A 12,288-nucleotide genomic window follows, 5' to 3' on the forward strand; every position below is an offset into this window, starting at 1 on the left:
CGAATCGAAAAGTGTTATTGCCGGTTCGCTCACGCTTGCGATCATGATTCTGCCGACCATTATCCGAGCGGCTGAAGAGGCGATACTTGCCGTTCCGAAAACCTATCGTGAAGCATCGCTCAGTCTCGGGTCAACCAAATGGAACACCATTGCCACCGTGATTCTTCCGGCAGCGCTCCCCGGTATTCTGACCGGCGGGGTGATCAGTCTCGGCCGTGCAGCAGGAGAGACCGCCCCGATTATCTTTACCGCCGCCGTCAGTGTCGGTTCCGCGATTGGTCTGGCCGATGTCTTCTCCTCTCCGACCCCGGCGCTTTCATGGAACATCTACAACCTTGCCAGTGAGCATGAAGCCGCCGCCCAGATCCGTCATGTCCAGTACGGTATGGTACTTGCGCTGGTGAGTATTGTTCTGCTCCTGAATCTCTCGGCGATTGTATTGAGAGCACGTATCTCCAAAAAATTAAAAGGTTAAAGAATAATGCTCATGACAGATGATGTTACGGTGACGTCACCCGATGTGCCGGCACAGAAATCCACCAGGGAGATCTATCTGCCCCCGGCCCGGAAGAAGATAACCGGAGGAGGTACTCCCCACATTGTTGCCAAAGAGTTCTCGATCTATTACGGGGAGTTCGAAGCGGTAAAGAAGGTCAGTGCCGATATTCTCTCAAAATATGTGACGGCCATTATCGGACCGAGCGGATGTGGCAAGAGCACCTTTTTACGCTCAATAAACCGGATGAACGACCTGATTCCAAATTGTCATACCACCGGAGCCCTGCTCTTTGACAATAACGATGTTTATGGGAAGTATACCGATGAGGTGCTGTTGCGCAAGAAGGTGGGCATGGTTTTCCAGAAACCCAATCCCTTCCCGAAATCCATTTTTGACAACATTGCCTACGGGCCCCGTCTGCATGGCGTCAATGACAAAAAAACGCTGGCTGATATTGTAGAGCGGAGTCTGAAAAAGGCGGCGCTCTGGAGCGAGGTGTGCGACCGGCTCGACAAGAATGCCCTCGGTCTCAGCGGAGGCCAGCAGCAGCGACTCTGTGTTGCCCGTACGCTTGCCGTTGAGCCTGAAGTGCTGCTGCTGGATGAACCGACCTCGGCGCTTGATCCGAAAGCTACGGCGAAGATCGAGGATCTGATCCAGGAGCTGCGGGGCAGCTATACCATCATGATTGTGACTCACAACATGCAGCAGGCTTCACGGGTCTCGGATTACACCATGTTTTTCTATGAGGGGATGCTGGTCGAGCATGCTTCAACCGCACAGCTCTTCACCAATCCCAGGGACTCGATGACCGAAGATTATATCACTGGAAGATTCAGCTAACGAAACCTATTCACTCCTATGTCAGACCGCCCGGTTCATGAACTTATAAAAGAGCTCTCGCTTGTTCTCGTACAACTTTCCGACAAGGTGCTTGAGAACTTTTTCAATGCTCTGCATGCAGTCAAGCACCAGGACGAACAGAGTGCCCGACGTATCAGGCTGGTCGATGACGAGATAGATGCAGCCGAGGTACGGCTTGAAGAGCGCTGTCTGGCTTTTCTTGCCCTGCAGCAGCCGGTGGCCAGAGATTTGCGTACCATCTGTCACCAATTATAAAAATCAATGATGATCTTGAGCGTATCGGTGACCTGGCCGTTCACATTATCGACCGGATGCCGGAAATCAGCCCGGAAATGCTGAAATCGTTTGAGTTCGAGAAGATGGGAGTACATGCCGGTGAAATGGTGAAAAAATCCATTCAGGCTTTCATCTCAAAGGAGAGACGTCTGGCTGATCAGGTGTGTGCCCTGGATGAAGAGGTTGATGTGATGCACCGTACGGTCTTCAAAAGGGTTACCCTGTTGATGAAAAGTCCTGACTCAGCGGTCGATGAGCTTATGGCTGCATTGAGCATCTCCCGCTACATTGAGCGTATGGCTGATCATGCCACCATGATTGCCCGTGAGGTGATCTATCTGGTGACCGGTGAAATCGTCCGCCATCAGGAGGGGTTTTATGATCAGCTGGAAGAGTAAAAAGAGCGTGATGTTGTTTTTTTCTTGCAATTAATCCCGTATCTCAGCTAAATTAGGGCCACTTCGGATTTTCTTAAAAAATATAACGCATGGTGCTTGAACCCTATGGCTAAACTGTTAGGAAAAATTTTCGGTGAATCTCCGAAAACATCAGCAACCCCGACCGCTTTTACCATCAAGATTGACCCGGTCAAGTTCAATCTTGCCACAAAACCCGAGGGTACCGTTTATGTGCAGCTTGAATCACTCAAGCAGAAGCTCACCAAACTCTCTTCGAACGTTGAAAACAACCTGATGCTCTCCATTCGGGCATCAACCAAGAAGAACGTTGAGCTTGCCTCATCAGCGTTCAAGTTTGATGAAGAGTATATTCGTAAAGGGAAGTTTGAAGTGGAATATCTTACTCTAGCCTACGCGACATTCCAGAATCTCGGTGAAGGGGATATCAAGTCGGTTAAAGATGCCCGAATGATACTCAGGGAACTTGAGAAAATTGCGCAGATAGCACTCAATATTGCGGATAAAGCCGAATATGTAGAGTTTGCAAATGTGCAGGAGCTGCATAAGGATGAGTACGGTCTGAAACCGATGGGCGACATTACCGCAGAAATGATCAAGAAGTCCGTGGAGGCTTTCGTAAGCGGAAATGCAAAGCATGCCAGTGAAACGCTGGTGATGATGAATGAGATCCAGTCACTTTACGATAGTGCGGTGGCGAAGATAAAGGCATCGGTGAATGATCAGAATATCACCAATCTTACCGGTATCCTTTCCGTTATTGAGCATGTCAAGGCGGCAGCAGATATCTCCTGTTCCATAGCAACCCATTTCTGTTGAGCTGATGCCGGTTAAAGCTTTTTTCCTCCGGCTTCCCTCTGGCGGATTTATCGATTGATTGTGATAAAAAAAGCGAACCGTAGTTCGCTTTTTNTTATTTGAAAATCAAAAGAGATGATAGTATTTCCTGAATTTACGGGGCTTGTAAAGCTTTCGTTACGAAACGTATGCCGATCTTGCCCATGACCATCTGATGAATTCTGAACAATGAAGAATGTTCGATCAACAGCCGGAAGGCTGATGAAAAACAAGCCGCTTTCTGTTTTTCTGTTTCTTCTGCTGCTCCTTGCTCTTTTTGTATTTATGCAGCGCCGTGAGCCCAAAAAAGTGGAGTCAAAGCTTTTTTTTGACCGTATTCCTGTTTCGGTAACCCGGAATTTCCAAAGCGGCTCTCAGAGACAGCCTGAGCATGACCGGTACGGTTGAAGCAATCAGGGAAGCGGATATTTTTTCGGAAACGGGGGGACTGGTAAAAAGGGTTTCTGCTGAACCCGGAGCACAAAAAAAGATCGGTGAAGGACTTTTTCAGATTGATGATGAGCTTGCCTCTGCCCGCCACAAGCAGGCAGAGCTGAACTACAGGCAGGCGAAAAAAAATGTTGAGCGATACACTACCCTCTACCGTGAAGGTGCGGTTGCTCTTTCCGCCCTGGAAGCGGTGCAGCTTCAGTGTGAAGGTGCTGAAGCCGAGTTTGTGGCGGCCAGCCGGAAATTCAGCAACTCAAGGATCAAGGCCCCTTTTTCAGGCGTTGTAAGTTCGCGTTTTGTTGAACAGGGTGAGCTGGTGCATGAGGGGATGAAGGTTGCCCATATGGTTGATCTGTCGAGTGTCAAGATCATTGTTTTTGTCTCTGAACGCGATATCATCAAGTTCACTCCGGGAGTTGCTTTAACGGTAACCTCCGATCTCTATCCGGCTGAGCGTTTCAGCGGCAGAGTAGGTTCGGTAAGTGACAAAGCGGGACGTGATCACACCTACAGGGTAGAGGTGGTGCTGAAGAACAGTGAAAAATCCGGTTTCCGTTCAGGAATGTTTGCCCGGGTGCTCTATCGTGGCGACGGCATGCGCGAAGCGCTCCTGGTTCCCCGAGCAGCTCTTCTTACCGGCATCCGTAATCCTGAGGTTTTTGTGGTACGCAACGGCAAAGCTTTTTTGAGGAAAATTGTCGCCGGTCTTGAGCTGCAGAAGAGCGTAGAGGTTGTCAGCGGACTTGAGGAGGGTGACAGTGTGGTGATCAGCGGTCAGGATGAGCTGCGCGACGGATTCGATGTGACGGTTATCACCGGGAAGAAGACCACTCCTCGCAAATGACACTGACTGAACTTTCCATAAAACGGCCGACACTCATTGTCGTGCTCTTCAGTGTGCTCGGTATTCTCGGCCTTTTCAGCTACCGTCAGCTTCAGTATGAGCTGTTGCCGAAAATGACTCCGCCGGTTGTTACGGTTTCAATCCGCTATCCCGGGGCCTCCCCCGGCGAGGTTGAGACATCGCTGACAAAGCCGGTTGAAGAGGCGGTTTCGGCAATTGAAAAAATCTCCTCTATTACATCGACTTCGTCTGACGGCCTCTCGATTGTTGCCATTGAGTTTTCCAACTCCGCGGATATCGAGAAGTCGCTGCAGGATGCACAGCGCAAGATCAATGAGGTTCGCGACCGCTTTCCCGGAGAGGCAAAGGCTCCGGTCATTACCCGCTTTGCGCTTGACGAGGTGCCGGTACTGCGTATCGGGGCAACCTCATCCCTGCCGGATACGGAGTTTTATCAACTGCTCAAGGATAATGTCAAGCCTTTGCTTTCAAGTGTTGACGGCGTCGGCCAGGTCTACCTTCTGGGGGGAAGTGAGCGGGAGATCAGGGTAAATATCGATCTTGAAAAGCTTCAGAGTTACAGTCTGACGGTTCCCGATGTTCTCAAGGAGGTCGGAAAGGCCAATCTTGATTTTCCGACCGGAAAAATTGATGATCGTGACAAGCAGTTTGTTGTCAGGCTTGCCGGCAAGTTTACCACTATTGAAGAGCTTCAGGCTCTTGCCCTGCGCTCTTCGGCCACAGCCGGAACGGTTTATTTGCGTGATGTGGCGGAAGTCGAGGACGGGTTCAAGGAGATCACCTCACTGACAAGGGTGAACGGCCGCAGTGCGGTCGGTATCGTTATCATGAAGCAGAGTGATGCCAACACGGTTGACGTAAGCCGTCTTACCAGAGTTGCACTCTCCCGCCTTGAAACCCTTTACAAGGACAGGAACCTCTCGTTTGATATTGCCCAGGATGCGTCAACTTTCACGCTTGAAGCGGTAACGGCGGTGCAGCATGACCTCTTTCTTGCCGTGCTGCTTGTCGCACTCGTTATGCTGCTCTTTCTGCACAGTCTCAGAAATTCTCTCATTGTGCTGGTCTCGATTCCGACATCGCTTGTCACCACCTTTATCGGTATGTACCTGTTCGACTTCTCCCTGAACCTTATGACCCTGCTCTCTCTTTCGCTGGTGGTCGGGGTGCTGGTTGATGACTCGATTGTGGTGCTTGAAAATATCTACCGCCATCTTGAACGGGGTGAAGAGCCTCGTGAGGCGGCTCTTGCCGGACGAAACGAGATCGGCTTTACAGCACTCTCCATAACCCTGGTTGATGTGGTGGTGTTTCTTCCGCTCTCTCTGGTCAGCGGGATTGTCGGCAATATCCTGCGTGAGTTCTCGATTGTCATGGTGATCTCCACACTGGTCAGTCTGCTTGTCTCCTTTACCCTGACTCCGCTTCTGGCCTCCAGATTCTCAAAAGTTGAAAAATATTCCGGTAAAAATCTGCTCGAACGTTTTGCCATCGGTTTTGAACGGAATTTTCAACGCATGCGCGAAACCTATCTGAAGACGCTTCAATGGAGTCTGAAACATCCATTGAAAGTTATGCTCTCTTCTATAGCACTGCTTTTTGCCTCGTTCAGTCTTCTGGCACTGGGCCTCATCGGCGGGGAGTTCATGTCGGTCTCCGATCGTGGAGAGTTTTCAGTGAAACTGGAGCTTGAACCGGGCACAAGGCTTGAAGATACCAATCGCCTGACCCGTATGGTTGAGCGCCGTCTCTCTCAGATGCCGGAGGTGCAGAAGCTTCTGGTGACGGTCGGAGCATCGACTGAAGGCTTTTTCAACCAGAGCGCCGACAATATTTCGGAACTCAATGTAAGGCTCTCCTCCAAGGAGGAACGGTCGAGTTCAACCAATGAGATTATGCAGAAAATCCGTGTCGGCCTGAAAGATATACCCGGACTCAAGACAAGCATCAATCCTATCGGTATTTTCGGAACCGCAAATGAGACACCGGTTATTGTCATTATCAGCGGCCCCTTGAGGGCGCAGGTGACGCGTGTGGCTGAAGCTCTCAGAGACAGCGTGAAAACCATTCCCGGAACTGCTGATGTCAAGTTGACCTCATCACCCGGCAGTCCTGAAATGCGTGTTGTCGTTGATCGGGAAAAAATGGCCTCTTTCGGTCTCTCCATTGCCGATGTCGGAGCTGCACTTCGCACAGCCTATGCCGGAGACGAGGCGGGAAAATACCGCGAAGGGGAGAGTGAGTACGATATCAGGGTTATTCTTGACAAGTATTACCGGCAGGATACCGGAACGCTTTCCGAGATCACCTTTCGCACCCCGCAGGGAGAGATGGTTCGTCTCGGCCAGTTTGTCTCCTTCGAGCAGGATCGGGGTTATACCATTCTTCAGCGTAAAGACCGTAACAATGCCGTCTGGGTAAAGGCCCAGGTTATCGGCCGACCGGTAGGCAGTGTAGGGCAGGATATTGAGCGGGTTCTCGGCAATATGAAAAAACGAGGAATCATGCCCTCTACGGTAAGCCACGCCTATGAATCGGACCTGAAACGGCAGGGTGAGTCTTTTACCACCATGCTGCTCTCATTTATGGTTGCCATCATCTTTGTCTATCTCATCATGGTAGCTCTTTATGACTCCTACGCCTGGCCGATGGTCGTGATGTTCTCCATTCCACTTGCCATTATCGGCGCTCTTTTTGCCCTTGCCATCACCGGTAAATCGCTCAGTATATTCACCATACTCGGCATCATCATGCTGGTCGGTCTTGTGGGAAAAAATGCCATTCTGCTGGTTGATTTCATCAACAAGTTCCGACTTGAGGGGATGGAGATGCATGAAGCGATCATTGAATCGGCAAAAGAGCGACTGCGGCCGATTCTCATGACCACCCTGACGCTTATTTTCGGGCTGCTGCCGATTGCACTCTCGGGCAGCTCGGGTTCCGAGTGGAAGTCAGGTCTTGCCGTTGCCCTTGTCGGCGGACTTGCCAGTTCGATGTTTCTCACGCTGCTTGTTATTCCGGTTGTCTACGTCTGGTTTGACAGGCTGCTTCAGAAGATTTCCGCCTTACGGCACAAACCCCAAGTCAAGTGAAGAGATTATTTTCAAACCAGACTCCTGCTCTTCTGATCTGCCGGGCAGCGCTCTCCTTTTCCTGGATCTATCAGGAGCTGTGCCTAAACTACTCTTTTGCAGCAGCGGCGAAACCGAACTTCTTGGCCACATTATTCCTGTCTATGCATGGGCATGCCTTGCTGTTACCTGGATGGGTGTTGCTGAAATTGCCTTCGGAGTGCTCCTGCTTGTTGCCCGGCGAGGTTGGGTCTTTTGGCTCAATGTGCTAACTTTAAGCGGACTGCTTCTTTTTGTCGCCCTGTTTGAACCCGGTATGTTTACCCTGCCGTTCAATCCCCTGACGCTTAATACGGCCTTGATTGCCCTGTCGATCATTGCTGTGATGGAATTGAAAAAATTAAACTCAGGAGTCTGAATGAAGCCGAATGATTTTGATGGTCAGTTGAGCACTATCGCCAGGCTCTTTCTTTCGGTATCCGTAACTGTTGTCACGGTTGCTGCTTTTATTGGAGCAGCAGGGGCCTGGACAGGCAATCTCTTTCTTTTGAAGCTGCATCCCTATCTGTTCTTTATCGGTTTCGGCAACTCGGCCATACTGCTGCTCAACAGGTATCTGACCTCAGCCATCTATCCGGAACTTGCTGTTGACCCTCAAAAGCAGCTGCGCTATCTCTTTGCTGTTCTCTCCTCGCTCGGGCTGATTACGCTTGCGCTCTTTATGGATTGGCCTCTTTTGAAGGCATTTACCGGCCTTTTACTCATCATTGTTGTTTCGGGTCCTCTCCGGGAGATTTTTACCACGCTTTCTGTGGCAAAAATCTGGAAGGAGGTCTCGGTTCGATATTATATCTTTGATGTTCTTTTTCTGCTTGTAGCCAATCTCGGGCTCTTTACGCTCGGTCTTAAAGAGGCCTTTCCCGATTCGGGAATTATTCCTTTTTTTGTGACCCAGTCATCATATTTTCTCGGCTCCTCCTTTCCGCTCAGTATCAGTGTGATGGGCTTTCTCTATACCTATGCCTGGAGCCGTTCGTCAAAAAAGGAGCTGATCAAGCGGTTGTTCAGTATCTGGTTTTATGTTTTCGTTGGTGGCGTTCTCTTTTTTCTGATTGTTATTCTTGCGGAATCCTATCTGGCAATGATGCTCATCAGCCATCTTCTGCTGCTCGGCGTCATGGCGCTTCTCGGAAGTTTTGCCCTCTATCTCCATAACTTTTTCAAAAAGAACTTTCACCATCCGGCACTCGCTTTTCTGTTGAGCGGCCTTTCGCTTCTCTTTGCAACAAGCGCTTTCGGAATCATGAATATCTTCTTCATGAAGGGGATTCATTTCGGCACCAAACCCCCGATTCCTCTCGACCGAATGTGGATTTATCACTCGCATACCCATGCCGCTCTGCTCGGATGGATCACCTTTTCATTTACCGGTATACTCTACATTGTCCTGCCGGCCATTGTACGCCGGAACTCGCTTGAAACGCTTCGAAGCGAGCTTGCTCTCTCCTCACTCCTTTCGCAACTCACCATGCAGCGGGCATTTAAACAGCTTACGGTGATGATGCTCTCGGCAATTGCGGTACTGCTCGCGTTTTTTCTCGAAAACAACATCCTGCTCGGCGCAGCCGGTTTTGTTTTCGGAATGTCAGTCTACTATCTCAGGATTAATCTCAACCGGGAACTCGACCGGCAGGCATAACATGCAGCCGGTTTGCCTCACTTCCCGGAGCACAGATACCGGCGGCATGTAACGATTGTTCAACTGGAGGATATTGCTCTATGGTATTTATACCCCGGCCATATGTCACGGTAGCCATACCGATGTACAATAATGGACGTTTTATCAGAGAAACAATCAATTCGGTACTGGCTCAGACCTTTACCGATTTTGAGCTCCTGATCTACGATGACCAATCTACCGATGACTCATACGAGATTGCATCGTCATTCATGGACAGACGCATCAGGCTCTACCGCAATGAGGAGAACCTCGGTCCGGAGGGTAACTGGAACAAGGCGATCAGCAATGTACGGGGCAGGTATGTCAAGCTGCTCTGCGGTGACGACATTCTTTTTCCGCACTGTCTTGAAAAACAGGTTGCTGCCTTTGATGAACCGCTGAACAGGGGCGTGAGTCTTGTGAGCAGCCAGAGGACCATCATTGATCCCGAAAGCAAGACCCTTATTAAAAAGCTCAATTTTATTGATGCAGGACGCAAGGATCCTGTTGAAGTGATCCGCAAAATTGTCCGCATGGGGACCAACATCATCGGAGAGCCTGTCTGCGGACTTTATCCTGCCGAACTGATTGAAAAAACAAGAGGGTACAGCGCGATTGTTCCCTATACCATCGATCTTGATTTCTGGATACAACTGCTTAAACATGGTGATCTTCTTGTTATAGATGAACCGTTGTGTGCATTTCGCATCTCAAACCTCTCCTGTTCGTCAAAGATAGGGGAGCTTCGCTATCAGCAGTTTCTGGAGTTTATGGTACAGGTGGCCTCTGATGAGAGTCATGAGGTTACCGATCTTGATCTCTTTATCGGCAAAATCAACTGCGCGGTACAGTCGATGACCAGCTTTATGGGATTCAGACTTTTTGCCGCGCCATCTTCCGAACGGAAATCCATGACGGTTCCGTCGTAATGCAGCATAAGGGAGGGCCCATGCGGCTGACAGGGAAAATTTCGCTCATAACCGGCGCAGCAGGGGGAATCGGAAGGGCTGCGGCACTCTGTTTTGCCGCTGAAGGAGCCATTGTGATTGCCTCCGACATCAACACGGCCGGATGCGATGAAACACTTGCTCTTCTTGAACTTGCCGGGGGAAGCGGGATGTCGGTGAGGGCCGATATGATGCATGAGGAGGAGATTTGCGAACTCTACGGCAGGATTCTGGAACGCTATGGGAAAATCGATATTGTGGTCAACATTGCCGGAGGGGACTGTGAGCCTGCGGCTGATGCTACCGGAATCGATTATCTGAAGATGAGTGCCAATCTTGACCTGAACCTGAAGTCCTGCATCATCTCCTGCCGGGAGGCCGCCCGCATGATGAAGAGTCAGGGTTCCGGCCGGATCGTGAATATGAGTTCGCTCGTATACCGTGGCAGTCCGAACCAGTTCTCCTACTCTGCGGCCAAGGGAGGGATCTATGCCTTTACCCGTTCGCTTGCCATGTCGCTCGGACAGTACGGCATAACCGTCAATGCACTTGCGCCAGCCCTTGTCGAGGTGCCTGCATTTGTTGCGGCTCTCGGGCCGGAACGCTGGGAGATGCTCAAGAGGGAGTGTGCAATGCGTTACCCGCTCGGCCGGGTTGCAACACCGGATGATGTTGCCCGCTGTGCGCTTTTTCTTGCCTCCGATGATGCTGCATTTATTACCGGTCAGATCATCGAGATTTCCGGAGGCGCGAGACTCTGAAACTTCCGGAACAGGGAAAAACCGCCAATTCTCATATTTTATTGATATCTGCCCTTTATTTATGCGTTTAAGAGTTTCAAAACGTCTCTTTTTCTTGTGATTATGTTTATGTAGTGCGTATATTGAGAGTAAATGAGATGCGGCGCATTGCTCTTTTTTTTGCTGCTGAATCCCTGTTTCTGTTTCAAACGTGAAGTATCGTTTCCCTCAACCAGAATACCATCAGTCATGAAGCCGATTCGCATTAATAACTACTGTTTTGACCGTATCCATGCATGGATACAGTATGACTGGCAGATCCCCCAGTTCATGGAGGTGGTCATCGAAGTTTTTTATCCTGAAAACCGCAAAGCAGAAGGCCTTGTCATGTTCAACCACGGCTTCCTGATCGGCAACGACCTGCTCTTTTATCCAAAAAAAATTATCGGTGCCTTCACTGATGACAATCCGCTTTTCGGTATCAATCCTTCAGCCTACTACAATTACTCCTCGGCAATTGTTGAAAAAAACTGGGCCATGGCCTTTGTTACCACCTCGCATATGCAGTTTGAAGGGGTTCCCTGGATTGATATAGGCGGCAATCCGAGAGTCGGACAGGAGGCCTATGCTGCAGCCTCCTATCTCATCAAGTATGGTGCTACCGATTTTTTCTTCCGGCAGGAAGAGAAAAACCGGGGGCTTGAAATTTTTGATCCAAATGCGGCCGAAAAAAACCGGTTCATGAAGCCGGGATGTAATAATGTGATTTTTGCCGGTCACTCAGTAGGCGGTGCGCATGCACAGGCAGCAGCCTGCGGCTTTGAGACACTGCAGGAGCTTGGAAGAAAATCATACCGGTTATTCGATCCGGTGATTTTTGATCGTGAGTTTTTACCGGAATACACGGAACGGATGTCAAAATGGCAGCCGCACGAGAGGGCTAATCCGGTAGGACTTTTGCAGCTTTCACCGGTTGACCAGAAAATCCTTCCTCCGTTGATTCCCGGTATGCAGCCATACCGCGAAGCTCTTGCTGCAAAAAAGCTCCCGATTCTGATGATTGTCGGCCAGTATGACTGTGCCTGCCTCAACAGTAAAAACTCCAACCCTCCCGCATGGTCTGCTACTCCGGGTGACACCAATACCCAGTTCGCTCAGCTTGCACCAGAGGGGAGCAACTCCTGGGCAGTGGTTGCCAATGTTGCTCGCGGCAGTCACAGTGGCTACCTGACTGAAAACAGCGAGTTGTGCGCTCTGGCTGACTCTGCGAAAAACTGTCCTGCCGGTGTTGGAAAAGATACCTACAAGTCATGCGGAGAGGAGAGCCTCTTTGTCAATGCCCTGCTGAAGGAGTTCATCAATATCTATCCTTCGGAAGGCGGCTTTCAGGGGGAGTTCTGCGACTGGATCAAGAGCGACTGCATACAATGGCTTAACCGCGAAAATCCCATTGGCAGCCTCAATCTGCTGCCAATGAATGGCGGGGGATATATCGATTATGCAGGCAAGTCCACCCGCTGCAAGCCGTAACCGTTCAGCGCTTTCATAGCGAAGAATGCGCCCTTTATTCGCCCGGAACAGGAGAAGTGTTCCGGGCGTTTTG

General features: G+C 50.2%; 11 protein-coding genes and 1 pseudogene. All 12 read left to right on the plus strand.

The genetic code is table 11. The annotated features are described in order from the left end of the window. Positions 1-475: PstA family ABC transporter permease (locus CFERDRAFT_RS04090; protein ID WP_006365946.1), on the plus strand; the 475-nt coding region annotated here is incomplete at its 5' end. Positions 476-481: 6 nt separating this feature from the next. Beyond that, the gene (pstB, locus tag CFERDRAFT_RS04095) at positions 482-1,342 is read left to right on the plus strand and encodes a phosphate ABC transporter ATP-binding protein PstB (RefSeq protein ID WP_006365947.1); all 861 of its coding nucleotides are present in this window, start codon (positions 482-484) and stop codon (positions 1,340-1,342) included. A gap of 18 nt (positions 1,343-1,360) precedes the next feature. Next, positions 1,361-2,037: pseudogene (phoU, locus tag CFERDRAFT_RS04100) on the plus strand (phosphate signaling complex protein PhoU). A gap of 105 nt (positions 2,038-2,142) precedes the next feature. After that, positions 2,143-2,874 carry a PhoU domain-containing protein gene (locus tag CFERDRAFT_RS04105; RefSeq protein ID WP_006365950.1) on the plus strand — a complete coding sequence of 244 codons (732 nt, stop codon included), beginning with the start codon at positions 2,143-2,145 and terminating at the stop codon, positions 2,872-2,874. Between the two features lie 207 nt (positions 2,875-3,081). After that, positions 3,082-3,300: a hypothetical protein gene (locus CFERDRAFT_RS11660; RefSeq protein WP_050770625.1), complete on the plus strand. Its 219-nt coding sequence runs from the start codon at positions 3,082-3,084 to the stop codon at positions 3,298-3,300. Next, complete coding sequence (locus tag CFERDRAFT_RS04110; RefSeq protein WP_006365951.1) at positions 3,284-4,186, plus strand: efflux RND transporter periplasmic adaptor subunit; 903 nt, start codon at positions 3,284-3,286, stop codon at positions 4,184-4,186. The genes CFERDRAFT_RS11660 and CFERDRAFT_RS04110 overlap by 17 nt, the downstream gene beginning before the upstream one ends. After that, positions 4,183-7,299, plus strand: coding sequence for an efflux RND transporter permease subunit (locus CFERDRAFT_RS04115; protein ID WP_006365952.1), 3,117 nt, complete (start codon positions 4,183-4,185; stop codon positions 7,297-7,299). The genes CFERDRAFT_RS04110 and CFERDRAFT_RS04115 overlap by 4 nt, the downstream gene beginning before the upstream one ends. 79 nt (positions 7,300-7,378) lie before the next feature. Beyond that, a complete protein-coding gene (locus tag CFERDRAFT_RS04120; protein WP_332248023.1) occupies positions 7,379-7,696 on the plus strand; it encodes a DoxX-like family protein in 318 nt (105 codons plus the stop codon). Further along, positions 7,697-8,977 (plus strand): hypothetical protein, encoded by a 1,281-nt coding sequence (locus CFERDRAFT_RS04125; protein WP_006365953.1) that lies wholly within the window; start codon positions 7,697-7,699, stop codon positions 8,975-8,977. An 80-nt stretch (positions 8,978-9,057) separates the two neighbouring features. Beyond that, positions 9,058-9,927, plus strand: coding sequence for a glycosyltransferase family 2 protein (locus CFERDRAFT_RS04130; RefSeq protein ID WP_006365954.1), 870 nt, complete (start codon positions 9,058-9,060; stop codon positions 9,925-9,927). Positions 9,928-9,947: 20 nt separating this feature from the next. Then, on the plus strand, positions 9,948-10,706 hold the full coding sequence (locus CFERDRAFT_RS04135; protein WP_006365956.1) for an SDR family NAD(P)-dependent oxidoreductase: 759 nt from the start codon (positions 9,948-9,950) through the stop codon (positions 10,704-10,706). A 228-nt stretch (positions 10,707-10,934) separates the two neighbouring features. Further along, positions 10,935-12,215: a hypothetical protein gene (locus CFERDRAFT_RS04145; protein ID WP_040433123.1), complete on the plus strand. Its 1,281-nt coding sequence runs from the start codon at positions 10,935-10,937 to the stop codon at positions 12,213-12,215. Positions 12,216-12,288 lie beyond the last annotated feature (73 nt).

Source organism: Chlorobium ferrooxidans DSM 13031, from assembly GCF_000168715.1.
In the GTDB taxonomy this organism is placed as follows: Bacteria; Bacteroidota; Chlorobiia; order Chlorobiales; family Chlorobiaceae; genus Chlorobium; species Chlorobium ferrooxidans.

Excerpts from the sequence above, each read along its gene's own strand:
- pstB (WP_006365947.1), top strand. The coding sequence starts at position 482 with ATGCTCATGACAGATGATGTTACGGTGACGTCACCCGATGTGCCGGCA.
- CFERDRAFT_RS04105 (WP_006365950.1), top strand. The coding sequence starts at position 2,143 with ATGGCTAAACTGTTAGGAAAAATTTTCGGTGAATCTCCGAAAACATCA.
- CFERDRAFT_RS11660 (WP_050770625.1), top strand. The coding sequence starts at position 3,082 with ATGAAGAATGTTCGATCAACAGCCGGAAGGCTGATGAAAAACAAGCCG.
- CFERDRAFT_RS04110 (WP_006365951.1), top strand. The coding sequence starts at position 3,284 with ATGACCGGTACGGTTGAAGCAATCAGGGAAGCGGATATTTTTTCGGAA.
- CFERDRAFT_RS04115 (WP_006365952.1), top strand. The coding sequence starts at position 4,183 with ATGACACTGACTGAACTTTCCATAAAACGGCCGACACTCATTGTCGTG.
- CFERDRAFT_RS04125 (WP_006365953.1), top strand. The coding sequence starts at position 7,697 with ATGAAGCCGAATGATTTTGATGGTCAGTTGAGCACTATCGCCAGGCTC.
- CFERDRAFT_RS04130 (WP_006365954.1), top strand. The coding sequence starts at position 9,058 with ATGGTATTTATACCCCGGCCATATGTCACGGTAGCCATACCGATGTAC.
- CFERDRAFT_RS04135 (WP_006365956.1), top strand. The coding sequence starts at position 9,948 with ATGCGGCTGACAGGGAAAATTTCGCTCATAACCGGCGCAGCAGGGGGA.
- CFERDRAFT_RS04145 (WP_040433123.1), top strand. The coding sequence starts at position 10,935 with ATGAAGCCGATTCGCATTAATAACTACTGTTTTGACCGTATCCATGCA.